This window comes from Kitasatospora sp. NPDC023385, assembly GCF_055664045.1.
In genome coordinates, this window is the sequence record NZ_JBVOOL010000034.1 from 14948 (window position 1) to 33391 (window position 18444).

General features: G+C 72.2%; 16 protein-coding genes. 10 read left to right on the forward strand and 6 right to left on the reverse strand.

Annotated elements, in window-relative coordinates; genetic code table 11:
- Positions 1-15: 15 nt before the first annotated feature.
- Positions 16-1122, reverse strand: coding sequence for a C40 family peptidase (locus AC0B61_RS32500; RefSeq protein WP_471745444.1), 1107 nt, complete (start codon positions 1120-1122; stop codon positions 16-18).
- Positions 1123-1370: 248 nt separating this feature from the next.
- Between AC0B61_RS32500 and AC0B61_RS32505 the strand changes: the two genes are divergently transcribed.
- The 6 genes from AC0B61_RS32505 to AC0B61_RS32530 all read left to right on the forward strand — a co-directional run bounded on the left by AC0B61_RS32505 (position 1371) and on the right by AC0B61_RS32530 (position 8952).
- Positions 1371-1721, forward strand: a complete 351-nt coding sequence (locus AC0B61_RS32505) for a hypothetical protein (RefSeq protein WP_471745365.1) — start codon at positions 1371-1373, stop codon at positions 1719-1721.
- Positions 1722-1892: 171 nt separating this feature from the next.
- On the forward strand, positions 1893-2705 hold the full coding sequence (locus AC0B61_RS32510; protein WP_471745367.1) for a hypothetical protein: 813 nt from the start codon (positions 1893-1895) through the stop codon (positions 2703-2705).
- Positions 2695-3975 carry a hypothetical protein gene (locus tag AC0B61_RS32515; protein ID WP_471745369.1) on the forward strand — a complete coding sequence of 427 codons (1281 nt, stop codon included), beginning with the start codon at positions 2695-2697 and terminating at the stop codon, positions 3973-3975. Before AC0B61_RS32510 ends, AC0B61_RS32515 begins: the two co-directional genes overlap by 11 nt.
- A 7-nt stretch (positions 3976-3982) precedes the next feature.
- A complete protein-coding gene (locus AC0B61_RS32520; RefSeq protein ID WP_471745371.1) occupies positions 3983-5572 on the forward strand; it encodes an SCO6880 family protein in 1590 nt (529 codons plus the stop codon).
- A gap of 47 nt (positions 5573-5619) precedes the next feature.
- A complete protein-coding gene (locus AC0B61_RS32525) occupies positions 5620-6969 on the forward strand; it encodes an ATP-binding protein (protein ID WP_471745373.1) in 1350 nt (449 codons plus the stop codon).
- A gap of 183 nt (positions 6970-7152) precedes the next feature.
- Positions 7153-8952 carry a bifunctional metallophosphatase/5'-nucleotidase gene (locus AC0B61_RS32530; protein ID WP_471745375.1) on the forward strand — a complete coding sequence of 600 codons (1800 nt, stop codon included), beginning with the start codon at positions 7153-7155 and terminating at the stop codon, positions 8950-8952.
- A 90-nt stretch (positions 8953-9042) separates the two neighbouring features.
- Here AC0B61_RS32530 and AC0B61_RS32535 read toward each other — a convergent pair whose 3' ends face one another.
- From AC0B61_RS32535 to AC0B61_RS32555, 5 genes are all read right to left on the reverse strand, one after another.
- Entirely contained in the window at positions 9043-10140 is a 1098-nt protein-coding gene (locus tag AC0B61_RS32535) for a HAMP domain-containing sensor histidine kinase (RefSeq protein ID WP_471745377.1), read from the reverse strand.
- A 383-nt stretch (positions 10141-10523) separates the two neighbouring features.
- Positions 10524-11294, reverse strand: a complete 771-nt coding sequence (locus AC0B61_RS32540) for a response regulator transcription factor (protein ID WP_471745379.1) — start codon at positions 11292-11294, stop codon at positions 10524-10526.
- Positions 11295-11362: 68 nt separating this feature from the next.
- Positions 11363-12505 (reverse strand): S1C family serine protease, encoded by a 1143-nt coding sequence (locus AC0B61_RS32545; RefSeq protein WP_471745381.1) that lies wholly within the window; start codon positions 12503-12505, stop codon positions 11363-11365.
- 139 nt (positions 12506-12644) lie between these two features.
- Positions 12645-13703, reverse strand: a complete 1059-nt coding sequence (locus tag AC0B61_RS32550; RefSeq protein WP_471745383.1) for a LacI family DNA-binding transcriptional regulator — start codon at positions 13701-13703, stop codon at positions 12645-12647.
- Between the two features lie 133 nt (positions 13704-13836).
- Positions 13837-14568 carry a response regulator transcription factor gene (locus tag AC0B61_RS32555; protein WP_471745385.1) on the reverse strand — a complete coding sequence of 244 codons (732 nt, stop codon included), beginning with the start codon at positions 14566-14568 and terminating at the stop codon, positions 13837-13839.
- Positions 14569-15251: 683 nt separating this feature from the next.
- Here AC0B61_RS32555 and AC0B61_RS32560 point away from each other — a divergent pair.
- The 4 genes from AC0B61_RS32560 (at position 15252) to AC0B61_RS32575 (ending at position 18258) form a co-directional block, all read left to right on the forward strand.
- Positions 15252-15545: a MoaD/ThiS family protein gene (locus AC0B61_RS32560; protein ID WP_471745387.1), complete on the forward strand. Its 294-nt coding sequence runs from the start codon at positions 15252-15254 to the stop codon at positions 15543-15545.
- Between the two features lie 5 nt (positions 15546-15550).
- Complete coding sequence (locus AC0B61_RS32565) at positions 15551-16999, forward strand: hypothetical protein (protein WP_471745389.1); 1449 nt, start codon at positions 15551-15553, stop codon at positions 16997-16999.
- A 164-nt stretch (positions 17000-17163) separates the two neighbouring features.
- The gene (locus AC0B61_RS32570; RefSeq protein ID WP_471745391.1) at positions 17164-17898 is read left to right on the forward strand and encodes an LmeA family phospholipid-binding protein; all 735 of its coding nucleotides are present in this window, start codon (positions 17164-17166) and stop codon (positions 17896-17898) included.
- A 279-nt stretch (positions 17899-18177) separates the two neighbouring features.
- Positions 18178-18258 (forward strand): Ms5788A family Cys-rich leader peptide, encoded by an 81-nt coding sequence (locus AC0B61_RS32575; RefSeq protein WP_350517234.1) that lies wholly within the window; start codon positions 18178-18180, stop codon positions 18256-18258.
- Positions 18259-18444 lie beyond the last annotated feature (186 nt).

Here is an 18444-nt window from a genome sequence, read left to right on the forward strand (position 1 = left end):
CAGCCGTACCGCGGCCTACCGGGCCGGCCCCGCGGACGCCGGCGCCGCCGGCCCCGTCGGCGCGGGCGGGGCCGCCACCGCGGGCGAGCCCGGGCGGCTCGGGGCGTTCACGGCGCCGTCGTCGTTACGGGTCGGCAACGCCTGCGCACCGTCCGAGGTGACCCGGGTCGCGCCGATGTACTCCCTGGTGTCGATCTTGTCGTAGCGGATCAGGGCGCCGGTGTGCGGCGCGTTGATCATGTACCCGCCGCCGACGTAGATCCCGACGTGGTGGATGCTCCGCGGATCACTGAGGTCCGTCGCGAAGAACACCAGGTCCCCCGGCCGCAACTGATCGCGCGACGGGTGCGGGCCGGCGTACCACTGGTCGTTGGCCACCCGGGGCAGCGCGATGCCCACGCTCTCGTACGCGGCGCGGGTCAGGCCCGAACAGTCGAACCGCCCGCTCTGCGAGGGCAGGCCCTCACCGCCCCACAGGTACGGGAGGCCGAGCTTCGTCTGCGCGAAGTAGATCGCGGCCGCCGACTGCGCGGACACCGCCACCGGCGCGGACGGCGCGGTGAAGCTGCGGGCCATCGCCTGGATGTTCCGCACGTAGCCCTGGGTCTCCTTGTACGGCGGGACGCCCCGGTTGCTCGTCACCGCGTACGGGCCGGCGTTGTAGGCGGCCAGCATGTTGGCCTGCGCGTCGCCCGGCACACCCGAGACGTCCTTGGCGAGCGCGCAGTCGTACACCGCCGCCGAGGCGATCGCGTCGTACGGATCCCAGACGTCCTTGCGGCCGTCCCCGTTCGCATCCGTTCCGTACGTCGCCCAGGTGCCCGGCATGAACTGCGCCATACCCTCCGCGCCGACACCCGACCGCGCCTTCGGATCGAAACCGCTTTCCTGGTACAGCTGCGCCGCGAGCATCGGTGGGGAGATCGCCGGACACAGCCCGCCCCACTTCTGAACCGCGTCCTGGTAAGCCGCGGGGACCGTCCCGGGAGAGAGGGCGGAACGATTCGCCGACTGCTCCGGCGTCCCGCTCGCCGCATAAGTCCCCATCGTCACCAGCCCGATGAACCCGAACGCAACAACTCCCGCAGTGGCGGCGGCCGTCCCGGCCTTCCGGAGTACCATCAGCACCATCCCGACGAATCGTCAGTCGAAGTGTCCCGGAAGGCGTTGCTCACCGCAATCATCAGAGATACAAGGAGTGAGCGCTATCCTTCGTACGGTGGACATCCTCGCGTACGTGTCCGATACCTCACGACCAATCCGCGAGAAGTAGCCAAGTCGACATCAGATCTGGCCAAGAATAGGCCCTGACCCTTCGCGCGGACCGGGTCCTGGCCCTTGAATTTGCCTGATCGGGCGGTGAGATGGAAATGAAGCTGAGCAGCGTGCACACCTTTGCGGTCGGCCACCTGGCCGAGGAACCCCCCAAGAAGCCGAACATCGACACCATCATCGGCGGGATCGCCCCGGACTGGGGCCCGTTCGCGACCCTCGGGTCGGAGGCGCGGGTGATGGTCGAGGTCATCATGGCCGTCGCCATCCTCCTCTGCCTCGGCCTCGCCGTCTGGGGCGCGGCCAAACAGCGGATCGGTGCGACCGCGATGCGCGACAGCTTCGGGGCCGAACAGGGCAAGGGGCTGATCGTCGCCGGGCTGACCGGCGTGTTCATCATCGGATCACTCGGCACACTGTTCACCATTGTGTACGGCATGGCTATCTGACGATCGGACAGCAGTAGACCGGCGCCCCGCCCGAGGTCAGGTCCCCGCCCGGACCACCTCCAACGGCCGGCCGGCCAGGAGTTCACCCCCGTTCCCACCCCCCGTCCGCGCCCGCCCCCGGACGGAGGGCCCCCGGAGCCGCCCCCGGCTCCCCGCACCAGGAGGGCCGCCGTGCCGTTGTCCGACGACCAGCCGCACACCCGTACGCGGCTACCGGTCGGCGAACAGCCCGCACCTCAACCGAGCCTCCGTCAGTCAAGGCCGCTGCGGACCCTGCTGACCGTCCTCGTCGTCGTCACCCTGCTCGTCGTCGCCATCGCCATCGCCAACCGCGGCAAACCCGGCCTCGGCAGCGGCAGCTCCGCCGACCACGCCACCCCCAGCGCACCCACCGGCGCCGGCCCCGCCCCCAGCGGCGACCAGCCCGTCACCACCACCGCCAACGGCATCCCGACCGGCTACCTGCACAGTGACCAGGGCGCCCAGTCCGCCGCGGCCAACTACGCCGTGGCGATCGGCTCCACGGACATGTTCCGCACCGACAGCCGACACACCATCGTCGCCACCATCGCTGACCCCGGCGCGGCACCGGCACTGCAGACCCGCCTCGACCAGGGATTCGGCGGCGACACCGTCACCCGCTACGGCCTCGACTCCCAGGGCCACGCCCCCAAGGGCCTCACCTTCGTCAGCCGCACCGTCCCGGTCGGTACCAAGTCGACGGGCTACAGCGACAGCGACACCAAGATCGACGTGTGGTGCACCGGCCTCACCGGCCTCGCCGGCGAGCGCTCCGTCCAGCCCGTGACCACCAACTGGTTCACCCTCACGCTCTCGCTGCACTGGACGGGCAGCGACTGGAAGCTCACCGACTTCACCAGCAGGCAGGGGCCCGCGCCCATGCCCGGAGACCAGCAGGCCGCCACCGCCGACGAGATCACCGGCGCCGTCCAGCAGTTCGGGGGGTTCCGCTATGCCCGTTGACCAGACCTCGCACCGCTCCACCACACGCCGCGCGGGAACAGTCGTCGGCGTGCTCGCCACCTTGCAGGTGGCCGGGATGCTGGCGGCCCAGCGGGTGTTCGCCGATCCGTCGCCGACAGCTACCCCGACCTGTCAGAAGGTTGATCTTCCGATCCCGGGCAGTGACGCGGGGTGCGCTCCCAATGGCGCGGTCGTCATTCCCGGGAGCGGCACCGTCAGCAACGTGACCGATCCGCTCGGGTCGTTGGCCAAGAGTTGTGCGCAGGCTGCGGCGTGGGTGGTGCGGAACCTGTCGGGGGCGATCGACGGGACGACGCAGGTGGACTTCACCAATGCGTCGTTCCTGCAGCAGTACTCCGTGGTGTTCGCGGTGTCGACGGTGATCACGTTGGTGCTGTGGTTGCTGGCGGTGACGAAGCGGGCGGTGCGGGGGGCGCCGTTGACGACGGCGTTCTCGGAGGCGATCGGCTTCCTGTGGCTGACGGTGGTGGCGTCCGCGTTCACGCCGCTGATCCTGTACACCGTGGTGAGCGTGACGGACGGGCTGACGAAGGCGGTCGCGGTCGGGACGAAGACGGACACCGGGTCGTACCTGGGCGGGTTCGCCGACACCTTGGAGAAGGGGAACGTCGGCGGCGGCCCGCTGATCCTGGTCCTGGTGTCGCTGGTCGCGGTGTTGGCGGCGGCGGTGCTCTGGATCGAGCTGTTGATCCGGGCGGCGATGCTGTACGTGGGCGCGCTGTTGGGTACGGCGGTGTACGCGGGGCTGGTGGACAAGCAGTTGTGGAAGCACGTGCGCCGGTGGGCGGGGGTGATGCTGGCGGTGGACCTGGCGAAGCCGATCATCGTGATCATCCTGGGTCTGGCGGGTGCGGTGGCGACCGGGGCCGGGGCGAGTGACGACTTCGCCCGGGTGTTGTCGGGGCTGGCGATCCTGTTCCTGTCGATCTTCGCGAGTGCCGCGATCTACCGTTTCGTGCCGGGCTTCGGCGACGAGATCCTGAACATGCGCCAGGCCCGGGCCAACGCGGTGCAGGCGGGTTCGGCGATGATCAACGGCACCGCGAACCTGATGAAGCAGGGCATCAGCACCCACGGCGACCGCGGACCGGCCGGTGCGGGCGGTGGCGGCGGGGGTGCGGGCGGCGGTTCGGTCGCGCCGGGCATCGCCGCCCACGCCGGCCGGACGCCGGTTCCGCCGCCGCAGTCGGGGCCGCCGCAGGCCGCCCCGGTTCCGATCCGCGACAGCAATCCAGCGAAGGGAGGGTGACGGGTAAGTGAGCAGCGAACCGCTCGGCCAGTACGGCGCCCAGTACGCCCAGCCGTACGTGCACCAGCGCCGCACCTACCTGATCGGCAAGGCCCGCCCGAACGCGCCGATCGGCCGGAACCGGGAGTCCGGCGAGATCGTGCTGATCATCTTCGGGGCGTTCCTCGGCATGCTCTGGGGCCTGTTGATGCCGGTCCTGCCGCTGCGGATCGGTGGTCTGCTGGGTCTGCCGGTGCTCGCCATCGCAGCGGTGTACGTGCCGTACCGCAAGCGGACGTTCTACAAGTGGGTGGAGATCAACCGGACCTACCGCCGGACGGTCCGCAGTGGGAGGGCGGTGTGGCGCTCGGACGTGATGGACGCCGGCACCCGGCTGGACGGGCGGGAGGTGGAGGTCGGCCCGCCGCCGGGGGTGGGGCGGCTGCGCTGGCTGACGGCGCCGTTCGGGCCGGACGAGGTCGGGGTGCTGATGCACCTGGAGCGGCGGACGGTGACGGCCGCGATCGAGATCGAGGGCCCGGGTGTCGGCCTGCGCGACTCGGAGGACCAGGAGGCGCTGGTCGACCGCTTCGGGACGCTGCTGAAGCACGTCGCCAACGGCGACGGCTTCGTGACCCGGCTGCAGATCCTGGCCCGGACCCTGCCGGCTGATCCGGACGCGCACGCCAAGGACGTGGAGCGCCGGGGCAACCACGATGCGCCGCGCTGGCTGCAGGACTCGTACGACCAGTTGCAGTCGATGGTGTCGACGTCCTCCGAGCAGCACCGGGCGTACCTGGTGGCTTGCATGCACTACACCCGTGACCTGGCCGCGGAGGCGCACGCGATGGGCCGCAGCGCCGATGACCGGCGTGCTTCCGGCCGGGGGGCGCGGGACGACGAGGGGCTGGCGGCCGTGATGGCGCGCGAGCTGACCGACATCTGCGCCCGGCTGGCCGAGGCGGACATCCGGGTGCGCCAGCCGCTGGGCCAGGCCCGGCTCTCCTCGCTGCTGCACTCGATGTACGACCCGGACCACCCGATCGACCACATCCAGGCGATGTCGCGGCGCAACGCCTGGCCGGCCGAGCTGGACGCGACCCACCCGCAGTACCTGCGGGCGAAGACGCGCGAGTCGGCGACCCGGGAGCCGTGGTGCCACGCCACCGCGTGGGTCAAGGAGTGGCCGCTGACCCCGGTTGGGGTGAACTTCCTGGCGCCGCTGCTGGTGCACACTCCGGACGTGATCCGGACGGTCGCGGTGACGATGGACCTGGAGCCCACCGACGTCGCGATCGAGCGGATGCTGACCGAGAAGACCAACGACGAGGCCGAGGCCAGTCGTGCCGCCAAGATGAACCGCACGGTCGACCCGCGCGACCTGGCCCACACCGGCCGGGTGGACCAGCGCGGCGACGACCTGGCCTCCGGCGCGGCGGGCGTGAACCTGGTCGGCTACATCACGGTCTCCGCGCGCAACCCGGACGCGCTGGCCCGCGACAAGCGGACCATCCGGGCGTCGGCCGGCAAGAGCTACCTGAAGCTGGAGTGGTGCGACCGCGAGCACCACCGGGCCTTCGTCAACACCCTGCCGTTCGCCACCGGCATCCGCCGCTGAGCACCGTCCGTTCCCACCCCACCCGCTGACCCGTCAGGAGGCCGCCCATGGCGCTCGGCAACCTCACCGATGCCTTCACCAGCCTGATGTTCGGCAAGGTGGAGACCACCCGCCTGCCGGTGCGCACCTCCACCGGCCAGGCGCAGGCGGTCTACCTGCCGACCGCCGCGCCGGGGCTGGGCGACTCGGGCGTGATCATCGGCCGCGAGGTGTACAGCGGCAAGGGGTACGTCTATGACCCCTTCCAGTTGTACGGGCAGCAGCTGCCGGCCCCGCACTGGCTGGTGCTCGGCGAGTCCGGCAACGGTAAGTCCGCGCTGGAGAAGACGTACGTGCTGCGGCAGTTGAGGTTCCGTGACCGGCAGGTCGTGGTGCTCGACGCGCAGGGCGAGGACGGCGTCGGGGAGTGGAACCTGATCGCCAACGCGCTGGGCATAAAGTCGATCCGGCTGGATCCGATGGCCGCCCGGGACGGCGGGGTGAAGCTCAACCCGCTCGATCCGGCGATCACCCAGACGGGCCAGCTGTCGCTGCTGCGCACCATCGTCGAGGTGGCGATGGGGCGCGGGCTGGAGGAGCGGGCGGGCTTCGCGCTGAAGGCGGCGCACGCGCACGTGGTGGCGTCGGTGAAGGACCGCCAGCCGGTGCTGGACGACATCATCGACACCCTGCGCAGCCCCGAGCTGTCCTCGGTGGAGTCCCTGGGTGTCGCGGTGGACGAGGTGCAGTCCTGGGGTCTGGACGTGGCGCTGGTGCTGGACCGGCTGGTCGACGGTGACCTGCGGGGCATGTTCGACGGGTCGACCACCGACGGCATCGACCTGGACGCCCCGCTGATCGTCTTCGACCTCTCGCACATCGACCGCAACTCGATCGCGATGCCGATCCTGATGGCGATCGTCGGGGTGTGGCTGGAGCACACCTGGATCCGGCCGGACCGGAAGAAGCGCATCTTCCTGGTCGAGGAGGCCTGGCACATCATCAACAGCCCGTTCGTGGCGCAGCTGTTCCAGCGGCTGCTGAAGTTCGGCCGCCGGCTCGGCCTGTCCTTCGTCGCGGTGGTGCACCACCTGTCGGACGTGGTGGACGGTGCGGCGGCCAAGGAGGCGTCGGCGATCCTGAAGATGGCCTCCACCCGGACGATCTACATGCAGAAGGCGGAGGAGGCGCGGGCCACCGGCCGGGTGCTGGGCCTGCCGCGCTGGGCGGTGGAGATCATCCCGACGCTGTCGCCGGGCATCGCGGTGTGGGACGTCAACGGCAACGTCCAGGTGGTCAAGCACATCATCACGGAGGCCGAGCGGCCGCTGGTGTACACCGACCGCGCGATGACCGAGGACGCGGTGGCCGAACGGGTGCGGGCGGAGCGTCAGTTGGCGTCCGAGCCGGGGGTCTGAGGGCCGGATCTCCGCAGCCTGCGCACCCTGCGGGCGGCGATGGTTCGTCAGGCGGTAATCCTCTCGTTACGTTCGACGTCCTGACAGCTACGCGCGTTGACTCTAGGCTGCACAGGCGCAACACATGCCCGAACGCCGATGCTGTCCACAGCCGGTGCCCTCCGAGGTGCAAGGGGCCCCCTCATGCTCACCGTCAGATCCCGACGGACGGCGCTCGCCGTCGTCGCCGCCGCAGGTCTGCTCGGCACGGTGGTCGTGCCGACGGCCGCCCAGGCCGCCGACGCCAACGCCAAGCGTCACAGGACCGTCAACCTCCAGCTGCTGGCGATCAACGACTTCCACGGCAACCTGGAGCCCCCGGCCGGCTCCTCCGGCACGATCAAGGAGATCGACCCGGCCACCGGCAAGGAGGTGTCCACCCCCGCCGGCGGCATCGAGTACCTGGCCACCGAGCTGCGCAAGGCCCGGATCCCGGCCGACGACTCGATCACCGTCGCGGCCGGCGACATCGTCGGCGCCAGCCCGCTGACCTCGGCTCTGTTCCACGACGAGCCGACCATCGAGGCGATGGACAAGCTCGGCCTGGACGTCACCTCCGTGGGCAACCACGAGTTCGACGAGGGCGCGCAGGAGCTGCTGCGGATGCAGGAGGGCGGCTGCCACCCGACCGACGGCTGCTACGAGCCCGGCCGCACCTTCAAGGGCGCCAACTTCAACTACCTGTCGGCGAACGTCACCGACGAGAAGTCCGGCAAGCCGCTGCTGCCCCCGTACTGGGTGACCAAGTCCCAGGGCGTGAAGGTCGGCTTCATCGGCGTCACCCTGGAGGGCACGCCGAACATCGTGACCGCCGAGGGCGTCAAGGGCCTGAAGTTCGCCAACGAGGTCACCACGATCAACAAGTACGCCGCCGAGCTCAAGGCCAAGGGCGTCAACTCGATCGTCGCGCTGGTCCACGAGGGCGGGTACCCGGCCAGCAACGTCTACAACTACGACTGCGGCGCGGCCGGCCAGGGCATCTCCGGCCCGATCGTCGACATCGCGAGGAAGATCGACCCGGCGGTCGGCGCCATCGTCACCGGCCACACCCACAACGCGTACGCCTGCAGCATCCCCGACCCCAACGGCGTCCCGCGCTCGGTGACCAGTGCCGCCTCCTTCGGCCGGCTCTTCACCGAGATCGACATGAAGCTGGACAAGACCACCGGCGAGATCGTGCGCCCCTCGGTCAAGGCCGAGAACCACGTGGTGCGCCGCACGGTCGAGAAGGCGCCCGACATGACGGCGCTGGTCGACCACTACTCCAAGCTGGCCGCCCCGATCGCCAACCGTGCGATCGGCTACATCGGTTCGGACATCAACGGCCGTGGCAGCAGCGACCTGGAGAAGCCGCTCGGTGACGTGATCGCCGACGCGCAGCTCGCGGGGCTGTCCCCAGCCGGCAAGGGCGGGGCGCAGGTCGCCTTCATGAACCCGGGCGGCATCCGCTCCGACCTGGTCTACAAGGCCTCGGGCGGCGAGGGCGACGGTGTGGTGACCTACGGCGAGGCGTTCACCGTCCAGCCGTTCACCAACATGATGCAGGTCAAGACGCTGACCGGCGCCCAGCTGATCCAACTGCTCCAGCAGCAGGTCAGCGGCCCCAACGACGCCGCGCCGAAGATCCTCCAGGCATCGGCGAACCTGCACTACACCCTCGACATGCGCAAGACCGGCGCGGACCGGGTGCTCGTGGACTCGATCCGGCTGAACGGCGCGCCGGTCGACCCGGCCGCCGGCTACCGCGTCGCGGCCAACGAGTTCCTGGCCGGCGGCGGCGACGGCTTCCCGGCCTTCGCGGCCGGCACCGACAAGCTCGTCGGCGCCTCCGACCTGGACGTCTTCGCCGCCTACCTGGGTGCCCACAGCTCGGCGGCCGCGCCGCTGCAGGCCCCGGCGCAGGACCGCATCAAGGTCATCGGCCCGGGCAGCGACATCGACTGACCGTGAGCCGGTCGGGGCCGTGAGGCCCCGGGGACGGGCGGGGCGCTGTCGGGGCGCCCCGCCCGTTCTGCTCTTCCCCCGTCCCGCTCCCTATTCGGGGGCGGGACCGCCGGGCAGCCGGACGGTGGCCAGCGCGCCCGGACCGCCGTCCGCGGCCGGGCCGAGCGTGACCTCGCCGCCCGCCTCCCGGACGCTCTGCGCGACGATCGACAGCCCGAGGCCGGAGCCCGGCAGCGGCCGCGACGACGGCGATCGCCAGAACCGGTCGAAGACGTACGGGAGTTCCTCGGCCGGGATGCCCGGCCCGTGGTCCCGGACCGTCAGCACGCCCTGCCGGAGCCGGACGTCGATGGTGCCGCCGGGCGGGCTGTACTTGACCGCGTTGTCCAGCAGGTTGATCACCGCCCGCTCCAGCCCGGCCGCGTCGCCGTGCACGTACCAGGGCTCGGTGTCCGTCTCGAACACCAGCCCCGGGCCGCGCAGCTTCGCCCGCTCGACGGCCCGCCCGGCGATCTCGTGCAGGGCGACGACGGTGGGGGCCGGGCCGCTCTTCGGGGTGTCCGGGCGGGAGAGCTGGAGCAGGTCGCCGATCAGGAGGGTGAGCTCCTGCATCTGCGCCTTCATGTTGCCGAGCAGCTTGGTCTTGGTGGCCGGGGGCAGCGGGCGGCCGGTGTCGTTGCTGCGGATCAGCAGGTCGACGTTGGTGCGCAGGGACGTGAGGGGCGTCCGCAGCTCGTGGCCGGCGTCGGCGATCAGCCGGGTCTGCCGCTCGCGGGAGTTGGAGAGGGCGGTGCTCATCGAGTTGAAGGAGGTCGAGAGGCGGGCGATCTCGTCGTCCCCGTGGACGGGGATGGTGCTGCCCACCTCCTCGGTCCGGGCGATGTGCTCGACGGCGTCGGTGAGTTGGTCGACGGGTTTGAGGGCGGAGCGGGCGACCAGACGGCCGGCGAGGGCAGCGAGCAGGATGCCGCCGACGGAGACGGAGCCGAGGAGGATGGCGAGGCCCTGGAGGGAGTCCTCGATGGGCTGGGTGGGGGTCGCGACCATCACGAGGACGGGCCCTAGGTTGAAGCCGTGTGCAGTGGAGAGCCGAACGATCGCAGGATCCCCGTTGGTGTACTCGCCATCCCGGATGATCGATTGCCCGGGCTTGAGGTGGAACGCTGCGGTGTCACTGGGCTTGAGCACGATGGCTCGTGAGGCGTTTGCTGGCAGACAGACCTGAACCGGGTTGGTCAGAACATATTGCGTGTCCCTGGAAATTGACCCATTGGCTTCCTGGCTGCTGGGTGCTGCGGAGAGAGCTGCCTCTGGGGTAGCCGGGCAGGGAAGGTTGAGAGCCACCCGAGGAGGTAGTGGTGCGTTCGCCAGGTCCGTCCGGACCTGTCCGTAGAGCTGCTTCTCCACGATGAACCAGCACGCCAGCGCCGACAGCGCGATGGCCACCGCCACCGCCGCCGCGCTGAGGAAGGTGAGGCGGCTGCGCAGGGAGCGGGAGCGGAGCCAGTGGACGAGGCGGTGCCGCCGGCCGGGCGTGCGGGGCGGGGCCAGCGGCGGGGGCGGAACGGTCGTCACGCGCCGGCGCCGGCGGCCGGGCGCAGGGCGTAGCCGACGCCGCGCACGGTCTGGATCAGGCGGGGCATGCCGCCCTGCTCGGTCTTGCGGCGCAGGTACATCACGTAGACGTCCAGGGAGTTGGAGGAGGGTTCGAAGTCGAAGCCCCAGACCGCCTTGAGGATCTGTTCGCGGGTGAGGACCTGGCGGGGGTGGGAGAGGAACATCTCCAGCAGCATGAACTCGGTGCGGGTGAGTTCGATCGGCTTGCCGGCCCGGGTGACCTCGCGGGTGGCGGTGTTCATCCGCAGGTCGCCGAAGGCGAGCACCTCGCTGTCGTCCTCGGCGGCGGCGCGGGCCGCGGCTTCGGCGGCGAGGGCGTTGCGGCGCAGCAGGGCTCGGACGCGGGCGAGCAGTTCGTCGAGCTCGAAGGGCTTGGCGAGGTAGTCGTCGGCGCCGACGTCGAGGCCGGTGACGCGGTCGCCGACGGCGTCGCGGGCGGTGAGCATCAGGACGGGGACGGTGTCGCCGCGTGAGCGCATCCGGCGGACGGCGGTGAGGCCGTCCATCCGGGGCATCATGATGTCCAGCAGGACGAGGTCGGGCTTGTCGCGTTCGACGGATTCCAGGGCCTCGTAGCCGTCGGTGGCGGTGGCGACCTCGTAGCCCTCGAAGGCGAGGCTGCTCTCCAGGGCGTCCCGGAGGGCGGGTTCGTCGTCGACCACGAGGAGCCGGGCGGAGGGGTGGCCCGGCTCGGCGGGGGTGCGGTCGTCGGCGGACGGGGTCATGGGCGGCTGCCCTTTCTCGTCGGGTGGAGGGCCTGCTGGGAGCAATTGTCCGTCGTGGGGATCGTGGTCTACACGTTCTGGCCGGCTTCGAGCTTCGGCAGGACCTGCTTGATGTCGTCGATCGGGATGGCGAAGCCGAGGCCGACGCTGCCGGCCGTGCCGCCGCCGGCGGTGGAGCTGGTGCCGCTCGGGGCGTACATCGCCGAGTTGATGCCGATGACCTGGCCGTTGGCGTTGATCAGCGGCCCGCCGGAGTTGCCGGGGTTGAGGGCGGCGTCGGTCTGGAAGGCCTTGTAGGTCGTGGTGCTGCCGCTGTTCGTCTGCGGCGGGTTCCCGCGCTGGCCGGGCAGGCCGGGCAGGCTGGGGAAGCCGAAGCCGCCGTTGCCGCTGGTGGTGCCCTCGTCGAGTTGGACGGTGACGTCGCGGTTCCGGGCGCTGATGATGCCGGAGGTGACGGTGCCGGTGAGGCCGTCCGGGTTGCCGATGGCCACGACCGGGTCGCCGACGGCCACGGCGGAGGAGTCGCCGAGGACGGCGGGGGTGAGGTTCTTGGCGCCGGTGGCGGTGATTACGGCGGCGTCGAGGGACTTGTCGGTGCCGGTGACGGTGGCCTGCGCGGTGGAGCCGTCCTTGAAGGTGACGGTGATCCGGCCGCCGCCGGCCGCGGTGTCGATCACGTGGTAGTTGGTGAGGATCCGGCCGTCCTTGTCCAGGACGACGCCGGTGCCGGTGGCGGTGCCGTTGCCGTTCTTGACGGTGATCTGGACGACGCTGGGCGAGACGGCGGCGGCGATGGCCGGCACGTTGGCGCTGCCGTCGCTGCGGGCGGAGACCGGGCTGGCGACGGTGCCGACCCGGGTGTCGGCGGACTGCCGGTCGGCGGCGATCACTCCGCCGGTGACCCCGCCGAGGACGGCGGCGACCGCGGCGACGGCGGTCACCAGGGCGAGCCGGCCGCGCAGCAGGCCGCGCCGGGCCCGGCCGCCGTGGCCGCCGTGGCCGCCGTGGCTGCCGTGGTCCTCGGGGGAGCCGGGGCCGAGGAGGGTGGGCGGCTCGGGCGGCATGGGCGGGGGAGGCGGCGGTCCGTCGAAGCTGCCGCCGTCGCTGCCGGTGCCGGTGCCGAGCACGGTGCCCTCGATCACCCGGGGCTCGTACGGGCCGTACGGCTCGTCGGAGTACCGCTCGTTGGGGTGCCGCTGCTGTTCGCTCATGCCGACCAAGCTCCGCCCGGTGGATGAGGAGCGGATGAGAACCGGCTCAGAAGGGGGAGAGAAGCCCGTTGGGTTCTCATAAAGCCTGGTCAGGCGGCCTGCGGAGCGGAGCCGGAGGTTCCGGATCCGATCCGCTCGCTCACTGCGCCCCGGCGCGGCCGGGCGCGGCTCCGTCGCAGCCGCAGGAACGGCGGATGACCAGGCGGGACGGGAACTTGCGGACCCGTTCGGTGTCCGAGCCGGGCACCATCAGCGAGTCGTCCAGCACCAGGTCCACGGCGGCTCGGGCCATCGCGTCGCGGTCGGAGGCGACGGTGGTCAGCGGCGGGTCGGCGAGCGCGGCCTCCGGCACGTCGTCGAAGCCGGCCACGGCGAGGTCGTGGGGGACGCGCAGGCCGACCTCGCGGGCGGCCCGCAGCACGCCGATGGCCTGGTCGTCGGTGGAGCAGAAGATCGCCCGCGGCCGGTCCGGGGAGCGCAGCACGCCGAGCGCGACCTCGTACGCGCCGTAGCGGTGGAAGGGCGCGTCGATCAGGTGCGGCTCGGTGGGGACGCCGTGCGCGTCCATGGCGCGCTGCCAGCCCTCGACGTGGTCGATGACCGGGTCGCCGGGGGCGGGGGACTCGACCGGCCCGCCGAAGCAGGCCACGTACGGGTGCCCGTGGACCTCCAGCAGGTGGCGGACGACGGCCTCGGCGCCGCCCACGTCGTCGGTGACCACCGCGACGTCGTCGATCGCCTCGGGGCGCCGGTGCAGCAGCACGACCTTGGCGCCCTCCATCGCGGCGAACTCCTCGGCGGCGCGCTGTGAGGGGCCCTGGCTGACCAGGATCAGCCCGGAGACGCGCATCCCGAGGAAGGCGCGGACGTAGTGGACCTCGCGGTCGTCCACGTAGTCGGAGTTGCCGATCAGCACGAGCTTGCCGCGCTCGGAGGCGGCCCGTTCGACGGCGTGCGCCATCTCGGCGAAGAAGGGCTGGCGGGCGTCCGGGACGACCATGCCGATCAGGTTGGTCCGGCGGGAGGCCATCGCCTGGGCGACGCTGTTCGGCCGGTAGCCGAGCTGCTCGATCGCCGCCAGGACCTTCTCCCTGGTCGCGGGCGCGACCGGGCGCGGCCCGTTGTTGATGACGTAGCTGACGACCGCGGTCGAGGTACCAGCCAGCCGGGCTACATCGTCGCGCGTCACTTTGGCCACGGGGGGAGTCTACGCGTGTGGCCTTCGGGGCGGCAGTGGGACCTGGGGCCGCCGGCGGGCGCTCGACGGGCGGTCGGCGGGCGGCTCCGAGAGAAACCGGACAAGCCGGGCGGGGGACGGCCCGCCCGGCGTCTCAGGCCTCCAGCCGGCCGGCGGGGTGCTGGGCGCGCTCCGGGTGCTCGCCCTTCTCGGGCTTCTCCGGGACGACGAAGCGGTAGCCGACGTTGCGCACGGTGCCGATCAGCTGCTCGTGCTCGACGCCGAGCTTGGCGCGCAGCCGCCGGACGTGCACGTCCACCGTCCGGGTGCCGCCGAAGTAGTCGTAGCCCCAGACCTCCTGCAGCAGCTGCGCCCGGGTGAAGACCCGGCCGGGGTGCTGGGCGAGGTACTTGAGCAGCTCGAACTCCTTGAAGGTGAGGTCGAGCGCCCGGCCCTTGAGCTTCGCGGAGTAGGTGGCCTCGTCGACCGAGAGGTCGCCGTTGCGGATCTCCATCGGGCTGTCGTCGGTGACGATCTGGAGGCGGCCGAGCGCGAGCCGCAGCCGGGCCTCGACCTCGGCCGGGCCCGCGGTGTCCAGCAGGACGTCGTCGACACCCCACTCGGCGGTGACGGCGGCCAGGCCGCCCTCGGTGACCACCAGGATCAGCGGAGAGCCGATGCCGGTGGAGCGCAGCAGCTGGCAGAGGCTGCGGATCTGCGGCAGGTCACGCCGGCCGTCGACCAGGATGACGTCCGCGCTGGGGGTGTCCACCAGGGCCGAGCCCTCGGCGGGGGCCACCCGGACGTTGTGGAGCAGCAGGCCGAGGGCGGGCAGTACCTCGGCGGAGGGTTGCAGTGCGTTGGTGAGGAGGAGGAGAGAACTCATACCCGGTGGTCCCCTTTCCGGGTCGTCGCGGTCGCGTGACGGCTGCCGCCACAGCCGGATGGCGCACGTGCTGAGGGGGAGGAGAGGACGACGGGCGCGTGAGGCGTACCGGGGGAGCGCGGGGCGCGCAGGGCGCGACGGTGGACCTGCCGGGGGCCCCGCAGCCCCTGGCGCACCGTTTCTGCCCTGTTCATCACCGTGAACCCTCCGGTCTGGTCCGGTGCCGGGCGGCGGCCCGGCGCCGGTGGCGACACCCCGGCCGGCGGTGGCACGTCGTCGTGCCGCGTCGGACGGGGTGGTTCCTGCGGCGCGCCGGGGGTGGGCCGACGAATCGCACGAACGTCCGTACTGGCGTCCTGAAAGCACAAAAGGACCCGGGGGCGACTCTGCCCGGATCCCTCTTGGTGATCGAGGATAGCCGACCTCCTCCCGCCCCGGCAGTGCCCGAAGGCGGCGGTTCCCCCATTTCGGGCGTGCGCCGGGTGAGCCTGGACACAGCGTCGAGCGCCGTCCGACACCTGCGGGGCCAGGGCGATTGCCGGTCGCGGCGGCGGACCCGCCATCATGGGACGCACATCGGCGGCGTCGCGCGGATCCATCGTTCGGGTGGCGGGCGGGCGCCCCGGTGGCGAGCCGGACCGGGCTACCGGGGCCGGGCGAGGACGACGAAGAGGGGTGGCCCGATGGGCGCGACCACCGAGCCCGCTAGCGGCGCCCGGGTGCGCGGGACGATCCGCTACTGGGCGGCGGCGAAGTCCGAGGCCGGCCTGGCCGAGGAGCCGTACGAGGCGGCGACCCTGGCGGAGGCGCTGGCGGCGGCCAAGGAGCGGCACGCCGACCGGCCGAAGTTCGTCCGGCTGCTCGGGCACTCCTCGTACCTGGTCGACGGCGCCCAGGTGGGCGGCCGCGACCATGCGACGGTCGCCCTGACCGAGGGCGGGACGGTCGAGGTCCTCCCCCCGTTCGCGGGAGGCTGAGCGGCGTGACGGACATGAACAACCCGAACCACGGCGGCTACGGCGAGTGGCCGCGACAGCCCCAGCAGCCGCAGGCGCCGCAGCCGCACCCGTACGGGCAGCACCCGCCGCAGCAGCCTGGGCAGCAGCCGCCGTACGGCTACCCGGTGGACGACCCGGCGGCGACCGCGGTGCTGCCGCCGGTGCCCGCCTTCGACGACCCGGCCGCGACCAGCGTGCTGCCGCTGGTGCCCGCGGTGGACGACGCCGCGGCGACGACGCTGCTGCCGCCCGTGCCGCCGCTGGACGACGCCACCACGCTGCTGCCGCCGGTGGTGGTCTCCGGCGCCATGCCGGTCGCGCCGCCCACCGCGCGGCGCGCCGCGGCGCCGCAGTACCCGGGCCAGGCGCCGGTGTGGCAGCAGCCCCCGGCCCAGCCGCAGCAGCCGCAGCGGCAGGGGCAGCACCGGAACCCGCAGCAGCCGCCGGCCCAGCAGCCGGTCATGCAGCCGTTGCAGCGGCAGCCTCCGCAGTCCCGCGCCCGGCACGCGGCCCCGGCGCCGCAGCCGGCTGCCGCGCAGCAGGCGGCGGAGGCCTTCGATCCGCCGACCATGACGCTCAAGCGTCCGACCGCCCCCGGCCCGGCGGCGCCGACGGGTCCGGGAGGCCAGGGACGCCAGGGAGGCCCGACGGGCGTTCCTGGCAGGCCGCCGTTCGCGGCCGTCCCGGCGCAGCCCGTGGCGCCGGCCGGCGGCGGCCCGCGTGGCCGGACCGGTTCGCCGATCATCGACCCCGGCCTGCAGCCCGCCCTGATCACGGCGGGCACAGCCGCTCTGCTGGCCGGCGGCGCCGCGCTCGGGCAGGTCGGGCTGGCCCTGGTGGTCGCGCTGCTGCAGTTGCTGACGGCGGCCGGCTGGTTCCGGCTGAACGGCATGTGGCCGGCCCGGCAGGGCATCCTGCTCGCCGCGCTGGCCGGGTTCACCGCGGACGCGGCGGTGCTGCTGGCGGACTCCGACGGCGGCGTGGCGGCCGTGGTGGGCACCCTGGGCGGGTTCTTCCTGCTGGTCCTGGTGCTGCAGACGTTCCGTCCGTCGGACCCGAAGGAGCGGTTCTACGCGCTGACCGTGCTGGGCTCGGCCACCGTGGTGACGGCCCTGTGCACCACGCTGCTGCTGGCCGACTGGGTGCCGGCCGGGGTGGGTGCGGTCGCGCTGGCCACCGTGCTGGCGGCGGCCCCGCTGCCCGGGCCGAAGCAGCTGGGTCCGGTCCTGGGCCTGGTCGCGGCGGTGGCGCTGGGCCTGCTGGTCGGCGCGCCGGTCGCGCTCGGTGCGCTCGCCGGGCTGGGGGCGCTCGTCGGCCGCCGGGTGGCGGCGTACGACTTCCCGTCCCGCTTCGTGCACATGACGGCGGGCGTGGCGCTGCCGCTCGCGGTGGCCGCGCCGCTGATCTGGATCGCCACCGACCTGCTGGCCTGACCCCCGTCGTACCGGCGGGGGCTTCCCAACGGCGTCCCGTCCCGGAACCATGCTCCGGGGCGGGACGTCGTACGGTCGTGCGGGAGCGGCCGGGTCCGGCGGCCGCCACAGGACGGCGACCGACCACAGCGAACAGCGACCGACCGGCGACGACGGGGGACACGATGCGCGGATGGCTGAAGGCCACGATCGGCCTGGCGGTGCTCTGCGGCCTCCTGGCGGGCGCCGACCGGATCGCGGTCGGCGTGGCCGAGGACGAGGCCGCGGACCGGATCGTGAAGAGCGGCCGGATGAGCCAGCGGCCGGACGTCTCGATCGAGGGCTTCCCGTTCCTCACCCAGGTGCTGTCGATGAGGTTGGACGACGTCCGGATCTCCGCCGACGGCCTGACCGTCGGCGACGGCAGCCACCAGGTGGCGCTGCACTCGTTCAAGGCCAAGCTCGCCGGGGTCAAGGTGAGCGACAGCATGAACAGCGCCACGGTGGACAGCGGCACCGGCAGCGGCGTGATCTCCTACCCGGACCTCGCGCAGCTGCTGCCGCCGGCCTCCCAGCTGCTGCACGGAGCGAAGCTGCCGGTGGGCAGCAGCACCCGGCTGAGCCTGTCGTACGGCGGGCCGGGCAAGGTCAAGGCCTCGCTGGGGCCGATCGCGATCGGTGAGGGCAATGTGCACAACGACGGGAACACCGTCACCGTGGACGGCTTCCGGCTGACGTCCCTGGCGGGAATGGTCGCCGGGGCCACCAACCAGCAGGTCGAGCCGATGAGCTTCACCCTCGACAGCCTGCCGGCCGGGCTGAAGCTGGCCCCGAAGGACGGCGACAAGGACGGTGTGACGCCGCTGCCCGAGGGCCTGCAGCTGACCTTCGACGGCAAGGGCGTGAAGCTCCTGGGCTGAGCCCGCCCGCCACTGCCCGCCACTGCCCGCCACCGCTCGGCACCGCCCGCCACCGCTCGGCACCGCCGAACCGTTCCGCTCCGCGAGACGCGCTGTTCCAGCGCCGACCGCGGAGCGGTGTCGTTTCCGCCCGTTGTGCACCGCCGGACGACCGCCGGAGAGCGGCCGGCTCGGGCCGGGCAGGTCGGATCGAGGCCAAATCCCGCGATGCGGTCGATTTGATCTCATTATTCGATACGCTGATGACAGCGGGCCGTCGGTGTCCCTAGCATCGTCGGCATGAAGCGACAGACGGACCTCACGAAGCGGCGGGCGGTAGACCTGTGCCGCGTGGCCGCCTGTCTGTGTCGAATGCGCTGACTCGGCGTTCCGGCTGGGTAGTTGACGCCCACCGTCGATCTCTCCGGTGACCGTTCCCGGCCGTACTCGCGGGCCGGCGCCGATGTACTCCGCAGTCCCCCGCCCGGCCGTACCGGTGCACCCACCTCGTCCCAGCATTCGGACGGTGGTTCGGACCGCACCCGCCGGGCGCCCTGCAGCACACCT

Excerpts from the sequence above, each read along its gene's own strand:
- AC0B61_RS32545 (WP_471745381.1), bottom strand. The coding sequence starts at position 12,505 with ATGAGCGAACAGCAGCGGCACCCCAACGAGCGGTACTCCGACGAGCCG.
- AC0B61_RS32515 (WP_471745369.1), top strand. The coding sequence starts at position 2,695 with ATGCCCGTTGACCAGACCTCGCACCGCTCCACCACACGCCGCGCGGGA.
- AC0B61_RS32525 (WP_471745373.1), top strand. The coding sequence starts at position 5,620 with ATGGCGCTCGGCAACCTCACCGATGCCTTCACCAGCCTGATGTTCGGC.
- AC0B61_RS32530 (WP_471745375.1), top strand. The coding sequence starts at position 7,153 with ATGCTCACCGTCAGATCCCGACGGACGGCGCTCGCCGTCGTCGCCGCC.
- AC0B61_RS32555 (WP_471745385.1), bottom strand. The coding sequence starts at position 14,568 with ATGAGTTCTCTCCTCCTCCTCACCAACGCACTGCAACCCTCCGCCGAG.
- AC0B61_RS32570 (WP_471745391.1), top strand. The coding sequence starts at position 17,164 with ATGCGCGGATGGCTGAAGGCCACGATCGGCCTGGCGGTGCTCTGCGGC.
- AC0B61_RS32560 (WP_471745387.1), top strand. The coding sequence starts at position 15,252 with ATGGGCGCGACCACCGAGCCCGCTAGCGGCGCCCGGGTGCGCGGGACG.
- AC0B61_RS32505 (WP_471745365.1), top strand. The coding sequence starts at position 1,371 with ATGAAGCTGAGCAGCGTGCACACCTTTGCGGTCGGCCACCTGGCCGAG.
- AC0B61_RS32575 (WP_350517234.1), top strand. The coding sequence starts at position 18,178 with ATGAAGCGACAGACGGACCTCACGAAGCGGCGGGCGGTAGACCTGTGC.
- AC0B61_RS32500 (WP_471745444.1), bottom strand. The coding sequence starts at position 1,122 with ATGGTACTCCGGAAGGCCGGGACGGCCGCCGCCACTGCGGGAGTTGTT.
- AC0B61_RS32540 (WP_471745379.1), bottom strand. The coding sequence starts at position 11,294 with ATGACCCCGTCCGCCGACGACCGCACCCCCGCCGAGCCGGGCCACCCC.